This is a genomic window from Streptomyces sp. NPDC025638, assembly GCF_055558775.1.
Genome location: NZ_JBVHLX010000003.1, coordinates 572,374 through 589,585, shown reverse-complemented (window position 1 = coordinate 589,585; position 17,212 = coordinate 572,374). Strand labels below are relative to the sequence as shown.

The window sequence follows — 17,212 nt, the reverse complement described above, 5'->3', positions numbered from 1 at the left end:
TCAGTGCTCGCGCACGGTGCTGAGCGACAGAGCGAAACGGTTCTGCGGGTCGGTCCACCAGTCGGTCAGCGTCAGCCCCGCCGCGGCCAGTTCGGCGGAGATCCCCTCCTTCCGGAACTTCGCCGACACCTCGGTGCGCAGTTCCTCGCCCGCCGCGAACTCCACGGCCAGATCGACGGCGGGGATCTTCACGGTCTGGGCCGTACGGGAGCGCAGCCGCATCTCGATCCACTCGTTCTCGGCGTCCCACAGCGCCACATGCTCGAAGGCGTCCGGATCGAAGTCGGCGCCCAGTTCGCGGTTGACCACGGCCAGTACGTTCTTGTTGAACTCGGCCGTCACCCCGGCCGCGTCGTCGTACGCCCTGACCAGCACCTCCTCGTTCTTGACCAGGTCCGTGCCGAGCAGCAGCGCGTCGCCCGGCGACAGCAGTCCGCGCACCGACGCCAGGAAGTCGGCGCGTTCGGCCGGCAGCAGATTGCCGATGGTCCCGCCCAGGAAGGCGACCAGCCGCGGACCGGGCGTGTCCGGCAGGGTCAGCCGGGCGGTGAAGTCCGCGATCAGGGCGTGCACGTCGACGGCCGGCCGCTCCTCGACGAGGGCCTGTCCGGCCTGGACGAGCGCGCTCTCGCTGACGTCCACGGGGACATAGGTGCGCAGGTCGGTGAGCGCGTCGAGCAGGAAGCGGGTCTTCTCGGACGAGCCGGAACCCAGCTCGACCAGGGTGCGGGCGCGGGAGGCCGCCGCGATCTCGGCGGCCCGGGCGACGAGGATCTCGCGCTCGGCGCGCGTCGGGTAGTACTCGGGCAGTTCGGTGATCTTGTCGAACAGTTCGCTGCCCCGGGCGTCGTAGAACCACTTCGGCGGCAGGGTCTTGGGAGTGACGGTGAGGCCGTCCCGGACGTCGGCGCGCAGCGCGGCGTCGGTCGCGTCCTCGGGAAGCGTGCGGGTGACGTGCAGGGTACTCACGTACAAGGCTCCTTCGACGGTACGGAGGCCGGGTCCTCGACCGGGGTGAGCAGCACCCCCGCGCGGCTCGCCGTGAGCAGCGTGCGGTCGGGGACCTCCTGCCAGTGCGGGTCGTCGTCGTACGGCTCGGAGGCCACGACGGTGCGAACGCCGGGTTCCACGAGATGGAAGAGGGTGTCGCCCCAGGCGGTGGCGGCGATCGTCTCGCCGTCGCTGAGCAGCAGGTTGAGCCGGGAGGCCGGGGCCGCCTCGGCGACCTGCCGCACCGTGCCGGCCAGCGCCCGGCCCAGGTCGTCGCCGCCCCGCAGCCGGTGCAGGACCAGGGCCCACACGAACGCCGAGTCGGTGCGCGCCTCCAGGGACAGCAGATCGACCGGAGGCAGTCCCGGGACGAGCGGCGCCGCCGACTGCGGCCAGCCCGCGACGGCGCCGTTGTGGCTGAAGAGCCAGCGGCCCGCGGCGAACGGTGCCGCCGCGGCCTCCGCGTCGGCGCCCGCCAGGGTCGCGTCACGCACCGCGGCGAGCAGTGCTCCGGTGCGGACGACCCGGGCCAGATCGGCGAAGGAGACGTCCGCCCAGATCGGCCCGGCCCGCCGGTAGCGGGCCGGCACCGGATCGCCCGGGGCGTACCAGCCCACCCCGAAGCCATCGGCGTTGACCGTCCCGTACCGCTGCCGCCGCGGCGCCCACGACTGGCGGTACAGACCGTGCGGGGGCTCCACGAGCAGCCGTCCCAGCGGCTCCTCGGCTCCCAGATACGCCAGATGACGGCACATCAGACACTCTCCGAGCGGGCGGTGCGGAACCCGGAGAAGATCTGCCGCCGGATCGGGTAGTCCCAGTTGCGGAACGTCCCCCGGCAGGCCACCGGGTCCACGGCGAACGAACCGCCGCGCAGCACCTTGTACTCGGACCCGAAGAACACCTCCGAGTACTCCTTGTACGGGAACGCCGCGAACCCCGGGTACGGCAGGAAGTCGCTCGCCGTCCACTCCCACACATCGCCGATCAACTGCCTTATCCCCAGCGGGGATTCACCGGCCGGATAGCTGCCGGCCGGAGCGGGCCGCAGATGGCGCTGGCCCAGGTTGGCGTGTTCCGGCGCCGGATCGGCGTCGCCCCACGGGTAGCGCGTCGAGCGGTCCTGGGCGGGATCGTGGCGGGCCGCCTTCTCCCACTCCGCCTCGGTGGGCAGCCGACGCCCGGCCCAGCGGGCGTAGGCGTCCGCCTCGTACCAGCACACGTGCAGCACCGGCTCGTCGGGCGGCACCACCTCGGTGACGCCGAAGCGGCGCCTGAGCCACTGCCCGCCGTCGCGGCTCCAGAACAGCGGTGCCGTGATGGAGTGCCGGCGTATGTGCTCCCAGCCCTCCGGCGTCCACCAGCGCTCCTGCTCGTAGCCGCCGTCCTCGATGAACGCCTGGTAGGCGGCGTTCGTCACGGGAGTGGTGTCGAGATGGAAGGGCGCCACCTCGACCTGGTGTGCCGGGCGTTCGTTGTCCAGCGACCACGGCTCGGTGGAGGTGCCCATGGTGAACGGGCCGCCGGGGACCAGTACTTCGGCGGGGCCGGTGAACGGCGGTGCCGGGTCCGGGTCCGGGGCGGTGAGGGCCTGCGGGCCCCTGCGGAGCTGATGGGTGATCAGCATGGTCTCGTCGTGCTGCTGTTCGTGCTGCGCGATCATCCCGAAGGCGAAGCCCGCCTCGGTCAGCCGTGTGCCGTGGAACGCCGTGCTCTCCAGCAGGTCCAGGGCGCGTCCGCGCACCTCGGCCGCGTAGCGGCGGGCCTCGGCGGGCGGCAGCAGCGGCAGCGAGGGCCGCTCGGCACGCGGGTGCTCGAAGGCGTCGTACAGGCTGTCTATCTCGGGTCGCATCGCCTCCCGGCCGCCGACCGAGCGCAGCAGCCACAGCTCCTCCTGGTTGCCGATGTGGGCGAGGTCCCACACCAGCGGGGACATCAGCGGAGAGTGCTGGGCGGTGAGGTCGGGCTCCTCGACGCAGCTGGTCAGCAGCGTGGTGCGGTCACGGGCCGCGGTGAGCGAGGTCAGGGCACGTCGGCGCAGGGTCTCGGAGTCGGTCTCGGGGGCGGTCATGTGAGGATGTCCTTCCCGTGGGCAGTGGGCGTCCCTCCGGTCGAGCCGAGCCGAGACTGGGGGAGTTCCGTGCCGTGCAGACGGTCCAGCAGATCGTCGGCGGGGCAGCGGCCCCGGACGACATAGCGGTTCAGGTACGCCGCGACGGCGGCCGTGACGTCGCCGGTCGCGCCGAGGCGGGGCAGGGCCTCCAGCGCCGCCGTGAAACAGGTGACGGCGGCCTCGCGCAGCTCGGGGTCGGCGAGCCCGGTCCGTGCCGCGTCGATCCACAGCGGATTGTGCGGCGCGGGGCGCGACAGGGCCCGCTCGGCCAGCGGCTTCACGGTCCGGTACGCGGTCTCGGCCGCCTCCGGGTCGTCGAACAGCGCCGCCGTCACCGCGAGCGGCACGATCCAACCGTCGTCGCCGGGCTGTGCGTCGATCATGCGCAGTTCCAGGTGGCCGCGCGGTCTGATCGGCGGGAACAGCGTTGTGACGTGGTAGTCGAGGTCCTCGCGGGTGGGCGGCCGGGGCGCCTTCGAGCGGGTCCACTCCCGGAAGGTGAGCCCCTCGGGCACCTCCCACGGGCCGTCGTCGTGCCGTACGCACATCACCGGGGCGTCGAGAACGTGCCGGGCCCAGGCGTCGCGCGGCTCCCCGTCCAGTGGGGGAGCGCCCGCCTGACCGGGGCCGATCTCCAGCCACAGCAGCTGCCGGGTGGACAGCCAGCCCGTGGGCTGCCGTCCCACCAGCGGGGAGTTGGCGAACGTGGCCACCAGCACCGGGCCCAGCTGATGCGCCAGCCACCAGCGGCGGCCGTGGCCCAGTGGGCCGGGTTCCTCGTACCCGGCGTCCACGCACACCTGGACGGAGGCCGAGGTGCACATCATGTGCCGGCCGGCCGTGCCCCTGCGGTCGAGGCTGGTCTCCATGGCCTCGTAGCGCGGATCGCGCAGGAACCGGCGGGGCAGGTGCCAGGGGTCGTGACCGACGCCGACGAGACCGAGGCCGGCCTCGGCGAGGACCGCGCGGACGGCGTCCAGATCGGCGGAGACGGTACCGATGCACTCCATCAGGGAGGCGGCGGGCGGCGAGCTGAGTTCCAGCTGGCCGCCGGGCTCGACGGTGAGCGCCGACCTCAGGGGCACGGTACGCAGTGCGGCATAGGCCGCTTCGAGTCGTTCGGGTGTCACGGGGAGCTGCGGCTGCCGCAGCTCGTGGACCAGCCATTCCACTTCGACCCCGAGGCAGCGGGGCGGTCCGGTCTTGAAGCAGATGCCCCGGACCAGGGCCTCCACCTCGGCTTCGGTGACGGAGGTGCGTGGCTGCGTACAGTCGCTACAGTCACTCACCGAACCGGCACTGGATGTATCGGACATATCGCGATCCTCTCAGAGATTCCGCGATGCCACCGGTCGGGCGTTCGACGGGCCCCGCCCGGCGGCACTCGTCCCACCCAAGACCCTCGCCTCGATTCGCACAAGGGTGCACATAGGCGTGTTCGGGACTCGTCATCTCCGTTTCCCGCGCGTTTCCGGGGCCGGGAAACTCTGTTGCACCCAAAGACCGGAATCGCTCACGATGCGTTCATGAACACGACGGGGGAGACCGCGCGGCACGCGGTCGTGGCGCACACGGGGGTGGCGCCATGAGCGCGCGGCTGCGCGGTATCGCGACGGAGACCGAGCGGATCGTGGCGCAGGGGGCGTATCGCGCGCCCGGCGGTCACGAGGTGTCGCTCACGGCCGGGATCGAGGCCGCGCGGGCGGGCACCCGCATGCACGGGCCCGACCCGGTCCCGTTCCCTCCCGCGGCGGCCACGGCCACGGTCCTGGAGGTCTCCGGCGAGAGCAGCCTGGAGGCGGCCCGCCGGCTCCCGGGACCGGTCGCCGTCCTGAACTTCGCCTCGGCCCGCAATCCGGGCGGCGGCTACCTGAACGGCGCCCAGGCCCAGGAGGAGGCCCTGTGCCGCGCCTCCGCGCTGTATACGTGCCTGCTGCGGGCCCCGGAGTTCTACGACCACCACCGCGCCCACCGCGACCCGTTCTACACGGACCGTGTCATCCACTCACCGACCGTACCGGTCTTCCGTGACGACCGCGGCCGACTGCTCGACGAGCCGTACACGGCCGGATTCCTGACCTCCCCGGCCCCCAACGCCGGAGTCGTCCTGCGTACGGTTCCGGAGCGGGCGCCCGACCTGCCGCGGGCCCTCGCGGTGCGTGCCGAGCGGGTGCTGGAGACGGCCGCGGCGCACGGCTACCGGCGGCTGGTCCTCGGCGCCTGGGGCTGCGGAGTCTTCCAGAACGACCCCGCGCAGGTCGCGGGCGCCTTCCACGGGTTGCTCGGGCCCGGCGGGCGGTTCGCCGGGACCTTCGAACACATCGTGTTCGGGATCCTGGACCGCACACCGGGAGCCGTGGTGCGAGCAGCCTTCGAACGGACGTTCGTGGAGCGTCAGGTCCAGCCGTAGCGCTCGTGCAGCCGCTGCCGCACCAGGTTGAACCGGCCGCGGTCCAGCGCGCACGCCTCCCGGCGCATGCCCTCCTCGTGCAGCCGCAGCACGCGGTCGACGTCCACCCATGAGTCGCGCCCCGTGCGGTCCCACGGCCCGCTGCCGATGGCCACCCACTCGCGGTCGCCGTCGTGCCGCTTGCTGGACAGCTGGACGGCGAGGAACGTCCCCTCGGCCTCCCGTGCCACGACCAGCACCGGCCGGTCCTTGCCCCGCCCGTCGTTCTCCTCGAAGGGCACCCAGGTCCACACGATCTCACCGGGATCCGGGTCGCCGTCGTGCGCGGGGGAGTACTCGGTGCGCACCCGGCCGACCGCACGGGGGTCGGCCTCGGTGGTGGCGGTGGGGCCGTGGCGGCCCGGGACGTTCTCTTCGGTAAACGCAGTCACGGGGGCACCTTAGAGGGTGCCCCCGTGACCGCGTCAGCCCGTCACCTACTCCTTCTCCACCGGCACCTTCTGCGCCGGCGGCGTCGCGATCCCGTTGAGGGACGAAGTCCCGTTCGGGGCCTGTCCGTTCTGGTTCATCGAGGCCAGCAGTTGACGCGCCAGGCCGAGACCGGTGCCGCCCATGGTGAGCGCCTTGGCGAACATGTCGGCCATGCCGTCGGCACCGTTGAGCAACACCATGTTGTCGACGTTGCCGAAGACGGACGCGCCGGCCTTCACGATCTCCGGCCAGTTCTCGGCGAGTTGCTGGGCGACGACCGCCTCCTGGTTCTCGGCGAGGGCCGCGGCCCTCGCCTTGATGGCCTCCGCCTCGGCGAGACCCTTGGCCTTGGTCGCCTCGGCGTCCGCCAGGCCCTTCGCCTGCGCCGAGGCCGCCTCGGCCTCACCGGTGGCCCGGGTCGCCGCGGCCGATGCCTCACCACGGGCCTTGGTCGCCTCGGCCTCGGCGCTCGCGGCCGTCTTGACCCGGGTGGCCTCGGCGGCCGCCGCGAGCTCCGTCTCCTTCGCCTTGGCCTGGGCCCCCGAGATACGCGCGTCACGCTCGGCCTCGGCCAGCGTGCGCTTCTCGTAGGCCCGGGCGTCGGCCGGCTTGCGGATGTCCGCCTGGAGCTGCTGCTCGCGCCGGTGCGCCTCCAGTTCGGCGACCCGCGTCTCCTGGACGACGACCTCCTGCCGGGCGGCCGCGTCGGCGAGCGGTCCGGCCTGCCGGGCCTTCGCCCCCGCCTTGTCCCGCTCGGCCTGGTAGCCGGCCTGGAGGATCTCGCTGTCCCGGGTCGCCTCGGCCATCCGGGCGTACGACTGCTGCTCGGCCTCGGTGGCGAGACGATTCGCCTCCGCCTGCGCGATACGCGCGTCCCGCTGGACGGCCGCCGCGTGCGGGGCCGCCAGGTTCTGGATGTAGCCGGTCGGGTCCTCGATCTCGTGGATCTGCAGCGAGTCGACGATCAGGCCGAGCTTCTCCATCTCCGTGCCGCAGGCGGCCCGGGTCTGACCGGTGAGCTTCTCCCGGTCGCGGATCATGTCCTCGACCGTCAACCCGCCCACGATGGATCGGAGATGACCGGCGAAGACGTTGTGCACCCGCTCCGACATCAGCTTTTGCTGGTCGAGGAAGCGCCGGGCGGCGTTGGCGACCGACACGAAGTCGTCGCCCACCTTGAAAATGACCACGCCCCGCACCTTGAGCGGGATGCCCTGCTGGGTCACGCAGTCCACTTGCAGTTCGGTCTCGTTCAGGTCGAGGGAGAGCTTGCGTACCGCCTGCACACCGGGCAGCACCAGCGTGCCGCGCCCCGTGACGATGCGGAATCCCATGCCCTCCTCAAGACCCTCGGTCCGATGCTTCGAACCGGAGATGATGAGCGCCTCGTTCGGTTCGGCGACCCGCCACATCATCTTGAACACACCGATCAACACGAGGACGGCAACGACCGCCGCCCCCGCAACGACGCCGACAACCATCGGCATACGCCCCCTTTGCATGGTGCCCTCTCGGCACCGAACGAAGGGAGTGTGCTCCCGCGCAAGCCCACGGAGAAGATGCTGACGGATCCTTGTTGCAATCTTGACGCGAGGCTCTCACCTGGGGCGACGCATGCTCAACTGTCGTACGCGGCAGTGACGTAGACGGTCCTCGGGGGCAGGTACTCCACCACCATCACCACCGTGCCCCGCTCCAGCCGCCCCGTGCCGTCCGCGGCGTACGCCAGGAAGTGCTCCGCACCCCCGCGCACCCGGACGATCACCTCGCCGACGAGCCCGGGCCCGATCGTTCCGGTGACCCGCCCCATGAGCCCGACCATCGACGCATCGTCCATGGTCACAGGGTACGGGCCAAGCGCCGTCACGCGGCCGGGGCGTCGGCGACGGCGTGCTCCGGCGGCCACAGTTCGTGCCAGCGCAGCTCCGCCTCCAGCTGGGCGGCGACGGAGATCAGCAGGGCCTCGCTGTTCGCCGGGCCGAGCAGCTGGGCGCCGACCGGCAGCCCGCCGTCGACGAAGCCGGCCGGGACGTTCACCCCGGGCCAGCCCAGGACGTTCCACGGCCAGGCGTAGGGACATGCGGCGATGATGGCGCGGTCGGTGGCCAGCCCGCCCAGTTTCAGCATCGACCCGATACGGGGCGGGGGAGCGGCCGTCGTCGGGGCGAGGATCACGTCGTACGTCCCGAAGAAGCCGCCGATCCGCCGGTGCAGGGCCGCCTCCGCGCGCCGGGCCACCCGCAGCGGCGCCCCGCCGAGCAGCCGGCCCAGCCGGGCGGCGTCCCGGGTGCGGCGGTCCAGCAGGGCGGGGTCGGGTGTGTCGGCGACGTGCTCGGCGATGCCGACCGTGGCACGCGGTACGAAGGTCAGCCCGATCTGGCCGTAGGGCGGGTCGGCCTCCTCGACGGTGTGGCCCAACGCAGCCAGTTTTTCAGCGAGTTCGAGGACCCTGGCCCGTACCTCGGGCTGGAGTCGGGCGGGTACCGCGGTGAACGGCGGCTTCAGCGACAGCGCGATGCGCAGCCGCCCGGGGTCCCGGCCGACCGCGTCCGAGGCCGTCAGCGCGGGCGGCTGGTGCGGGTCCCGGTCGTGGTTGCCGCTCGCCGCGTCGAGAAGCAGGGCCGCGTCGGCCACGGTCCGGGCCAGGGTGCCGTTGACCGTGATGCCCTGGAAGGCCTCGCCGCGCGGCCAGGTGGAGATGCGGCCGCGCTGCGGCTTGATGCCGATCAGATGGGTCCAGGAGGCAGGGATCCGTACCGACCCCGCACCGTCGGAGCCGAGCGCGGCCGGGACGAGCCCCGCGGCGACCGCCGCCGCCGAGCCGCCCGAGGAGCCGCCCGGGCTGTGGTCCGTGTGCCAGGGATTGCGGGTGTCGCCGAACGCGGGCCCCTCGGTGAACGGCCACTGCCCGAGCTCACAGGTGTTCGTCTTGCCGACGATCACGGCTCCGGCCGCGCGCAGCCGCCGTACCGCCTCGCCGTCCTCGGCCACCGGCGGGAAGTCGCCCGGGCAGCCGAAGGCGGTCGGCTCGCCCGCGACGTCCATGTCGTCCTTCACCGCCACCGGCACGCCGAGCAGCGGGCCGCGCTCTCCCGCGGCCAACGCCCGGTCGGCGGCCTCTGCTTCGGCGAGGGCCGCCTCGCCGCGTACGATCCGGAAGGCGTTCAGGGAGCCCTGGGTGGCCTCGATGCGGGCGAGGGCCTGCTCTACCAGCCGACGGGAGGTCACCTCCCCCGCGGCCAGTGCGCGGGCGGACTCGGCCAGGCCTTGGGCACGGTCGGGCGTCATTGCGGGACCACCTCCGGAGCACGTTGTCTACCGGAGAGTAACGTCGGAACGGCCGGCGCAGTACAGGTTTCGCACAGGTGACGGCGAGCCGTGTCGAAAGCATTGACGTGCACCTGCCTCCCCTCTACTTTCTGCTCGACTTCTCGAACTTCGTCCGAAATCTCGGACATGCTGAGGATGCACGAGATGCACGAGCCCCAGGGAGAGCCGCCCGTGACCCCACGTCCTTCCACCCCCTCCCGTCGCGCCCTGCTCCGCGCGATGGCCGTCCTGCCCGCGTCGGCCCTCGTCCTGGGCGAACTGCCCGGACTGCTCGGCACGGCCGCGGCCGCCGCCCCCGCGAGCGGCTCCACCACCCGCTACACCATCGTGCCGTTCCTCAACAGCAACGACGGCACGGTGAACGTCTACCAGTCCGACGACGCCACCGACTTCCGCCTGCTGCGGGCCTCCGCGTACACCCCGCCCGCCAACCGCATCCGGGACGCGAGCGTCCTCAAGCACACGGACGGCTATTACTACCTCACCTACACCACCCACACCTGGCAGGACGTCAGCACCACCATCGGCTTCGCGCGCAGTTCCGACCGGGTCAACTGGACGTTCCTGTACGACTATCCGGTCCCGATCACCAACCTCTCCCGCGCCTGGGCGCCCGAGTGGTTCGTGGACAGCGACGGCAGCGTCCAGGTCATCGTTTCCTGCTCCACCGCCGACAACGAGTGGATCTTCACGCCGTATGCGCTGAGGGCCACCAACTCCGCCCTCACCGCCTGGAGTTCACCGGTCGCCCTGTCCGGCATCGGCAGCAACCACATCGACACGTACATCGTGCGGACCGGCTCGACCTACCACGCCTTCACCAAGAACGAGACGGCCAAGTACATCGAGTACGGCACCGCCTCCAGTCTCACCGGCCCGTACACGATCTCCAGGACGGGCGACTGGGCCGGCTGGGGCAGCTACCGGGAGGGCCCCTCGGTGATCCAGCTCGACAACGGCGGCTGGCGGATCTTCTTCGACGGCTACGGCGACGGCAACTACTACTACAGCGACAGCTACGACACCTTCGCCACCTGGACCGCGCCGAAGGCACTGCCGGGCATCTCGGGCACGGCCCGCCACTTCACGGTCGTCAAGGAGACGGTGTCCGGCGGCGCGAGCATCACCAGGAACGCCACCCGCTCCTTCCAGTCCGCCAACTACCCGACCCGGTACTGGGCGGAGCAGTCCGCCCTGCTCAACCTGCCCGTGGTGAGCGGCTCCAGCGCCACCGCCGACAAGCAGGCCGCCACGTTCACGGTCGTCGCGGGCCTCGCCGACGCCAACGGCTACTCGTTCCGCGACGCGTCCGGCAACTATCTGCGCCACTACAACTTCCGGGCCCGCTTCGACGCCGACGACGGCACGACGACGTTCGCGAAGGACGCCACGTTCATCGCGCGGGTGGGCTCGGCCACCGGCTCGGTGCGCTTCGAGTCGTCCAACTACCCCGGTTACTACCTGCGCCACTACAACTACCAGCTCCGCGTGGACGTTTCGGACGGCACGGACCTGTTCCGCCAGGACAGCTCGTTCGTGCCGGTGACCGCCTGGGGCTGAGCGGCCGGGTCACCGTTGCCCCCGGCGGAGATCACCGTGGCCCCCGGCGGAGATCACCGGGGGCCGCACGTCCGCCGGACTCAGCCCGTCTGCGCCGTCGGCATGACCGTGACCTGCTGGAGGTTGACCCGGGCCGGCAGGGACGCGATGAACCCGACGGTCCGCGCGATGTCCTGGGGCGTGAGCCAGTCGATGGTCTGCCGGGAGCCCTCCAGCCAGGCCAGGGCGCCCTCGTCGGTGACGTGGTTCTGCAGCTCGGTGCCGACGATGCCCGGCTCGATCGCCGCGACCCGGACGTTCTTGGCGCCCAGCTCCGCCCGCAGGTGCCGGGAGAGATGGGTGACGTAGGCCTTGGTCGCGGAGTAGACGGCGAAGGTCGGGAAGACGTTCCGCGCCGCGATCGAGGAGGTGTTGATCAGGTCGGCCACCCCGCGCTCACCCGCGGCCGCGACCAACTGCGGGGTGAACGCGCCGATGACATTCATCAGGCCGGTGATGTTGAGGTCGATCTGGTGCTGCCACTGGTCGGCGGCCACCTGCTCGACGGGGGCGGGGAGCATGACGCCCGCGTTGTTGAACAGCAGGCCGGCGCCGCCCAGTTCGGCCGCGACCCGGACGGCGGCCGCCCGTACCGCCGCCGCGTCGGTCACGTCGACCGCCAGGGCCAGGGCCCGGCCGCCCTTCTTCTCGATCCGGGAGACCAGGTCGTCCAGCCGCTCCGCGCGCCGCGCCAGGACGGCGACCCGGGCGCCCAGCTCGGCCAGATGCTCGGCCGACGCCTCGCCGATGCCGCTGGAGGCACCGGTGACGACCGCGACCCGGCCGGTGAGGGGACGGGCGGAAGTCTGCGTGGTCATGAGACACACCTTTCAAGGCAGTGAGAGTGTCGGGGCAGGGAGAGACCGAGGGCGGGGAGAGAGCGAGAGCGGGGCTCTCAGCCGTGCGCCGTCTCGGCCCTCCACCAGCAAACCGCCCGCCGAGCCCGCACCGGGCGCCGGAAGTTGCCCTGAGCGGGCAGGTATCCGCGAGGCAGGTATCCGCGAGGCAGGTACTGGCAGGGCCACCCGGCCGAGGCCACGTCCCGCCCGGCCCGGTCACACTGAAGGCATGGGAGAACCAAGTCGCGAGCTCGCCGATTTCCTGCGCACCTGCCGCGCCCGGATCACCCCCGACCAGGCGGGACTCCCCGCCGACGGCCGGGCCCGCCGCGTACCCGGCCTGCGCCGCGACGAGGCCGCGCGGCTGGCCGGCGTCAGCACCGAGTACTACACCCGCATCGAACAGGGGCGCGCCCACAACCCCTCGCCCGAGGTCTTCGAGGCCCTCGCCCGCGCGCTCCGGCTCGACCACTCCGAGCGCGAGCACCTCGCCGACCTGCTGGCCCACCGCCCCGCCACCGCGCGCCGCGCACCCACCAGCCCTCAGCGGGTCCGGCCGGGCCTGCACCTGGTGCTGAACACCCTCGACCACGTGCCCGCCCTCATCCTCGGCCGTCGTACCGACGTCCTGGCCTCCAACCGCCTCGCCCGCGAGGTCCTGACCGACTTCGAAGCCCTGCCCGCGACCCGCCGCAACCTGGTCCGCTACTACCTCCTGGACCCCGAGGCCCGCGAACGCGTCGGCGACTGGGAGCGGGTCGGCGCCGAGACCGTCGCCGTCCTTCGGCTGGAAGCCGGCCGGTACCCGCATGACCGGCAGCTCGCCGACCTGATCGGCGAACTCACCCTGCGCTGCCCCGAGTTCACCACCTGGTGGAACGACCACCGCGTCCTGCGCCGCACCCACGGCACCAAGCACCACCGCCACCCCCTCGCCGGCGACCTCCACTTCACCTACGAGTCCTTCCAGCCCCCCGGCGACACCGACCAGACCCTGTGCGTCTACACCGCCGAACCCGGATCCGACACCGCCAAGGCCCTCCGGCTCCTCGCCGGCCGGACGGAGCCCGGCGGCGGCGCCGCTCACACCGGCCCGCCGGGACCTGTGCGGCGGGCTTAACTCCCGCTGATCGGCCGAGGTGATCTCGACGTAATCAGCGTTACGTACGTTCGCCCTGTACGAACCGGCCGATCAGCAGGGAGAGGAAGCGCCCGTGGCCACGCCCGACCCGCGGACCGACGGCAGCTCGACGGTGCGGACGGTCTGTTCGTACTGCGGCGTGGGCTGCGGCATGGTCCTCGACGTCGGACGCGCGCCGGACGGCCGCCGTACGGTGCTCAAGGCCTCCGGGGACAAGGAGCACCCGGCGAACCGCGGGCGGCTGTGCACCAAGGGCGCCACCACGGCCGACATGCTGTCCGCCCCCGGCCGGCTGACCACGGCCCTGCTCCGGCCCGAACGGGGTGAGGAGCCGGTCCCCGCCCCCATGGACGCGGCGATCGACGAGACCGCCCGGCGGCTGCGCGCGATCATCGACCGGCACGGCCCGGACGCCGTCGCCCTCTACGTCTCCGGACAGCTGAGCCTGGAGGCGCAGTACCTCGCCAACAAGCTGGCCAAGGGGTTCATCCGTACCAACCAGATCGAGTCCAACTCCCGGCTGTGCATGGCGAGTGCCGGTACCGGCTACAAGCTCTCGCTCGGCGCGGACGGCCCGCCCGGCTCGTACCAGGACCTCGACCAGGCCGACGTCTTCCTCGTCATCGGCTCCAACATGGCCGACTGCCACCCCGTCCTCTTCCTGCGCATGATGGACCGGGTGAAGTCGGCCGGCGCCAAGCTGATCGTCGTAGACCCGCGCCGCACCGCGACGGCCGCGAAGGCGGACCTCTTCCTGCGGCTCAGGCCCGGCACCGACCTCGCCCTGCTCAACGGCCTCCTGCACCTCCTGCACGAGAACGGTCACACCGACCCCGACTTCATCGCCGCCCACACCGAGGGCTGGGAGGCGATGCCCGGGTTCCTCGCCGACTACCCGCCCGCCACCGTCGCCGAGCTCACCGGCATCCCCGAGGCCGATCTCCGCGAGGCCGCCCGGCTGATCGGCGAGGCGGGGGAGTGGACCAGCTGCTGGACGATGGGCCTCAACCAGTCCACCCACGGCACCTGGAACACCAACGCGCTGATCAACCTCCACCTCGCGACCGGAGCGATCTGCCGCCCCGGCAGCGGCCCCTTCTCCCTCACCGGCCAGCCCAACGCGATGGGCGGACGGGAAATGGGCTACATGGGGCCGGGGCTGCCCGGACAGCGGTCCGTCCTCGTCGACGACGAGCGGGCCTTCGTCGAGGAGCTCTGGGAGCTGCCCCCGGGCACGATCCGCGCGGACGGCGTCGGCAAGGGCACCGTCGAGTTGTTCCGGAAGATGGCCGACGGGGACATCAAGGCCTGCTGGATCATCTGCACCAACCCGGTCGCCTCCGTCGCCAACCGCAAGACGGTCATCGAGGGCCTGGAGGCCGCCGAGTTCGTCGTCACCCAGGACGTCTTCACCGACACCGAGACCAACGCGTACGCCGACGTCGTGCTGCCCGGCGCGCTGTGGACCGAGACCGAGGGCGTCCTCGTCAACAGTGAACGCAACCTCACCCTGGCCCGGCCCGCCGCCGACCCGCCCGGCGAGGCCATGGCGGACTGGCGGATCATCGCGGCCGTCGCCCGTGCGATGGGCTACGAGAAGGGGTTCGCGTACGACAGCGCCGAGCAGGTCTTCGAGGAGATCAAACGCGCCCGGAACCCGAAGACCGGCTACGACCTGCGGGGCGTCACCTACGAGCGGCTGCGCACCACCCCCGTCCAGTGGCCCGCGCCGACCCCCGACGGCCCCGACCGCAACCCCGTCCGGTACCTCGCCCCGGACGGCACCCTCACCTTCCCCACCGCCACCGGCCGGGCCGTCTTCCACGCCCGCCCGCACCTCCCGCCCGCCGAGCTGCCGGACGACGACTACCCGTACGTCCTCAACACCGGCCGCCTCCAGCACCAGTGGCACACCCTGACCAAGACGGCGAAGGTGGCGAAGCTCAACAAGCTCAACCCCGGGCCCTTCGTGGAACTGCACCCCGAGGACGCGGCCGGGCTCGGCGTCGAGGACGGCGACTCGGTGGAGGTCGCCTCCCGGCGCGGCAGGGCCGTACTGCCCGCGGTCGTCACCGACCGGGTACGGCCCGGCTGCTGCTTCGCGCCCTTCCACTGGAACGACCTGTTCGGCGAGTATCTGAGCGTCAACGCGGTGACCAGCGACGCGGTCGACCCGCTGTCCTTCCAGCCGGAGCTGAAGGTGTGCGCGGTGTCGCTGACCAAGGTGTCCACACCGGTCGCCGTGCAGACGCCGGCGGCCGTACGACCGGCCCTCCCGCCGACCGCCGTCCAGCCCTCGGCCGCTGCCGTGTTCGGCCTCGACCCCGCGCCCCCGCCGGTCCTGACCGAACGCGAGCGGCAGTACCTGGTCGGCTTCCTCGCAGGCATCCCCGCGGGCGCCCCTGGCGTGCCCGTCCTGCCGCCGGACGCCCCGTTCAGTCCCGAGCACGCGCTGTGGGTGAACGGCACCCTCGCCGGCATGTACTCCCGGTCCGCCGCGGCCACTGTGACGGCTCAGGCACCCGGCCGCCAAGTGGTCGTCCTCTGGGCCTCGCAGACCGGCAACGCAGAGGACTTTGCGGCCACCACCGCCGAGCGCATCACCGCGGGCGGCCACGCGGCCTCCCTCGTCGCCATGGACGAGGCCGACCCGGCCGCTCTGCCCGCGGGTGCCGACCTGCTGCTGATCACCAGCACCTTCGGCGACGGTGACGCCCCCGACAACGGCGCAGGCTTCTGGGACGGCCTCGCCGCCCTCGACGCCGGGCGTCTGACCGGCCGCCGGTACGCAGTCCTGGCTTTCGGTGACTCCAGCTACGACGACTTCTGCGGGCACGGACGGCGCCTGGACAGTCGTATGGACGAACTGGGCGCGGTCCGGCTCGCGCCGCGCACCGACTGCGAACCGGACTACGAGACACAGGCGGAGGCCTGGCTGGACCAAGTGCTGACCGCGCTCAAGGACGAGTCCGAACCTTCATTGGTGGCCGCCCCCGCCAGGTCCCGGCGCCCCGCCCCGATCACCGCGCGCCTCATGGGCAACCGGCTGCTGAGCCTGCCGGGCGCCGGCAAGGAGGTCCGCCGGTTCACCTTCGACACCCGGGACAGCGAGACCCCGCTGGTCTACGAGGCGGGTGACGCGCTGGGCGTGCGCCCCCTCAACTCCCGTGATCTGGTGGATGAATGGCTGACCGGCACCGGACTCGACGCCGCAACCGGCGTGGCGATCAACGGAGTCGGTGAAGTTACCTTCTCCGAGGCCCTGTTGCGGCATCTGGACATCACCCGGATCACTCCGGACCTGCTCCGCTTCGTCGCCGAACGCGCCTGCGACCCGCGCGAGTTGCGCAAGCTCCTGCGCGCCGACAACAAGGACGAGCTGGCCAAGTGGTCCTGGGGGCGGCAGGCGATCGACGTCGTCGCCGAGTTCGGGATCCGCGCCGAGGCAGCGGAGTGGGCCGGCGTGCTCGGCAAGCTGCAACCGCGCCTGTACTCCATATCCTCCAGCCCGCTCACCGACCCCCACCGGGTGTCCCTCACCGTCTCGGTCGTCCGCTACGAGAACCTGCACGGCAAGCCCCGCCAGGGCGTCTGCTCCCCGTTCCTCGCCGACGCCGGGCCGGACACGGCCGTACCGGTGCACGTCCAGCGCTCGCCGCACTTCCGGCCGCCCGCCGACCCGGGGACACCCATGGTGATGGTCGGCCCCGGCACCGGCGTCGCGCCCTTCCTCGGCTTCCTGGAGGAGCGCCGGGCCCGCGGCCACCGCGCCCCCAACTGGCTGTTCTTCGGCGAACAGCACCGGGCCACCGACTTCTACTACGAGGAGGAGCTGACCGCCTTCCTGGCCGACGGCACCCTGGACCGCCTCGACACCGCCTTCTCCCGGGACCAGCGGGCCAAGGTCTACGTCCAGGACCGGATGCGCGAACACGGACCCCTGCTCTGGTCCTGGCTCCGCGACGGCGCCCACTTCTACGTGTGCGGCGACGCCTCCCGCATGGCCAAGGACGTGGACCGGGCACTGCGGGACGTCGCCGTGCTGCACGGCGGGCTGACGGAGGAGGACGCGACGGCGTACGTCAAACAACTCGGCACCGACCGCCGATACGTCCGGGACGTCTACTGACCGTGGCGGCTGCCGCCCGCGGACGGCGGCCCCGGCATGCAACCAAGGGCGCGGTCCGTCCCTCATATCTGTCGAGACGAGTCGTGACGCACCGGCAGTCGTGACGCACCGACAATCGACAGGAGCCCTCGTTTGGACGCCAACGAGTCCTTGCGGCCCCGTCAGGCCGATGGGTTTTCCCGCCGGAGAT

The 17,212-nt window shown here is 72.0% G+C and carries 13 protein-coding genes; 4 read left to right on the top strand and 9 right to left on the bottom strand.

From position 1 onward, the window contains the following. From egtD to egtA, 4 genes are read right to left on the bottom strand one after another with little or no spacing between them, the layout of a single operon-like run. A complete protein-coding gene (gene egtD / locus ACZ4EG_RS10700; RefSeq protein ID WP_467790354.1) occupies positions 1-969 on the bottom strand; it encodes an L-histidine N(alpha)-methyltransferase in 969 nt (322 codons plus the stop codon). Then, positions 966-1,745 (bottom strand): ergothioneine biosynthesis protein EgtC, encoded by a 780-nt coding sequence (egtC, locus tag ACZ4EG_RS10695; protein ID WP_467790353.1) that lies wholly within the window; start codon positions 1,743-1,745, stop codon positions 966-968. Before egtC ends, egtD begins: the two co-directional genes overlap by 4 nt. After that, on the bottom strand, positions 1,745-3,061 hold the full coding sequence (egtB, locus tag ACZ4EG_RS10690) for an ergothioneine biosynthesis protein EgtB (protein ID WP_467790352.1): 1,317 nt from the start codon (positions 3,059-3,061) through the stop codon (positions 1,745-1,747). The genes egtC and egtB overlap by 1 nt, the downstream gene beginning before the upstream one ends. Then, complete coding sequence (egtA, locus tag ACZ4EG_RS10685; protein ID WP_467790351.1) at positions 3,058-4,419, bottom strand: ergothioneine biosynthesis glutamate--cysteine ligase EgtA; 1,362 nt, start codon at positions 4,417-4,419, stop codon at positions 3,058-3,060. The genes egtB and egtA overlap by 4 nt, the downstream gene beginning before the upstream one ends. 269 nt (positions 4,420-4,688) lie before the next feature. On the opposite strand from egtA, the gene ACZ4EG_RS10680 reads away from it, so the two are divergent. After that, a complete protein-coding gene (locus ACZ4EG_RS10680; protein WP_467790350.1) occupies positions 4,689-5,513 on the top strand; it encodes a TIGR02452 family protein in 825 nt (274 codons plus the stop codon). Here ACZ4EG_RS10680 and ACZ4EG_RS10675 read toward each other — a convergent pair. The 4 genes from ACZ4EG_RS10675 to ACZ4EG_RS10660 all read right to left on the bottom strand — a co-directional run bounded on the left by ACZ4EG_RS10675 (position 5,498) and on the right by ACZ4EG_RS10660 (position 9,272). Continuing rightward, positions 5,498-5,944 (bottom strand): type II toxin-antitoxin system PemK/MazF family toxin, encoded by a 447-nt coding sequence (locus ACZ4EG_RS10675; RefSeq protein WP_363298186.1) that lies wholly within the window; start codon positions 5,942-5,944, stop codon positions 5,498-5,500. The two genes, ACZ4EG_RS10680 and ACZ4EG_RS10675, sit on opposite strands and share 16 nt — an antisense overlap. Before the next feature lie 45 nt (positions 5,945-5,989). Next, complete coding sequence (locus tag ACZ4EG_RS10670) at positions 5,990-7,471, bottom strand: SPFH domain-containing protein (RefSeq protein WP_453545829.1); 1,482 nt, start codon at positions 7,469-7,471, stop codon at positions 5,990-5,992. A 131-nt stretch (positions 7,472-7,602) separates the two neighbouring features. Continuing rightward, on the bottom strand, positions 7,603-7,821 hold the full coding sequence (locus tag ACZ4EG_RS10665; protein WP_316750697.1) for a hypothetical protein: 219 nt from the start codon (positions 7,819-7,821) through the stop codon (positions 7,603-7,605). Between the two features lie 26 nt (positions 7,822-7,847). Beyond that, positions 7,848-9,272, bottom strand: a complete 1,425-nt coding sequence (locus ACZ4EG_RS10660) for an amidase (RefSeq protein ID WP_467790349.1) — start codon at positions 9,270-9,272, stop codon at positions 7,848-7,850. Positions 9,273-9,485: 213 nt separating this feature from the next. Here ACZ4EG_RS10660 and ACZ4EG_RS10655 point away from each other — a divergent pair, with 213 nt between their 5' ends. Then, on the top strand, positions 9,486-10,874 hold the full coding sequence (locus ACZ4EG_RS10655) for a glycoside hydrolase family 43 protein (RefSeq protein ID WP_467790348.1): 1,389 nt from the start codon (positions 9,486-9,488) through the stop codon (positions 10,872-10,874). 80 nt (positions 10,875-10,954) lie between these two features. Here the strand turns inward: ACZ4EG_RS10655 and ACZ4EG_RS10650 are convergent, their stop codons facing one another. Then, the gene (locus ACZ4EG_RS10650) at positions 10,955-11,731 is read right to left on the bottom strand and encodes an SDR family oxidoreductase (protein WP_453545836.1); all 777 of its coding nucleotides are present in this window, start codon (positions 11,729-11,731) and stop codon (positions 10,955-10,957) included. Between the two features lie 250 nt (positions 11,732-11,981). Between ACZ4EG_RS10650 and ACZ4EG_RS10645 the strand changes: the two genes are divergently transcribed. Next, positions 11,982-12,872, top strand: a complete 891-nt coding sequence (locus tag ACZ4EG_RS10645; RefSeq protein WP_467790347.1) for a helix-turn-helix domain-containing protein — start codon at positions 11,982-11,984, stop codon at positions 12,870-12,872. Between the two features lie 172 nt (positions 12,873-13,044). After that, positions 13,045-17,022 carry a molybdopterin-dependent oxidoreductase gene (locus ACZ4EG_RS10640; RefSeq protein ID WP_467790425.1) on the top strand — a complete coding sequence of 1,326 codons (3,978 nt, stop codon included), beginning with the start codon at positions 13,045-13,047 and terminating at the stop codon, positions 17,020-17,022. Positions 17,023-17,212 lie beyond the last annotated feature (190 nt).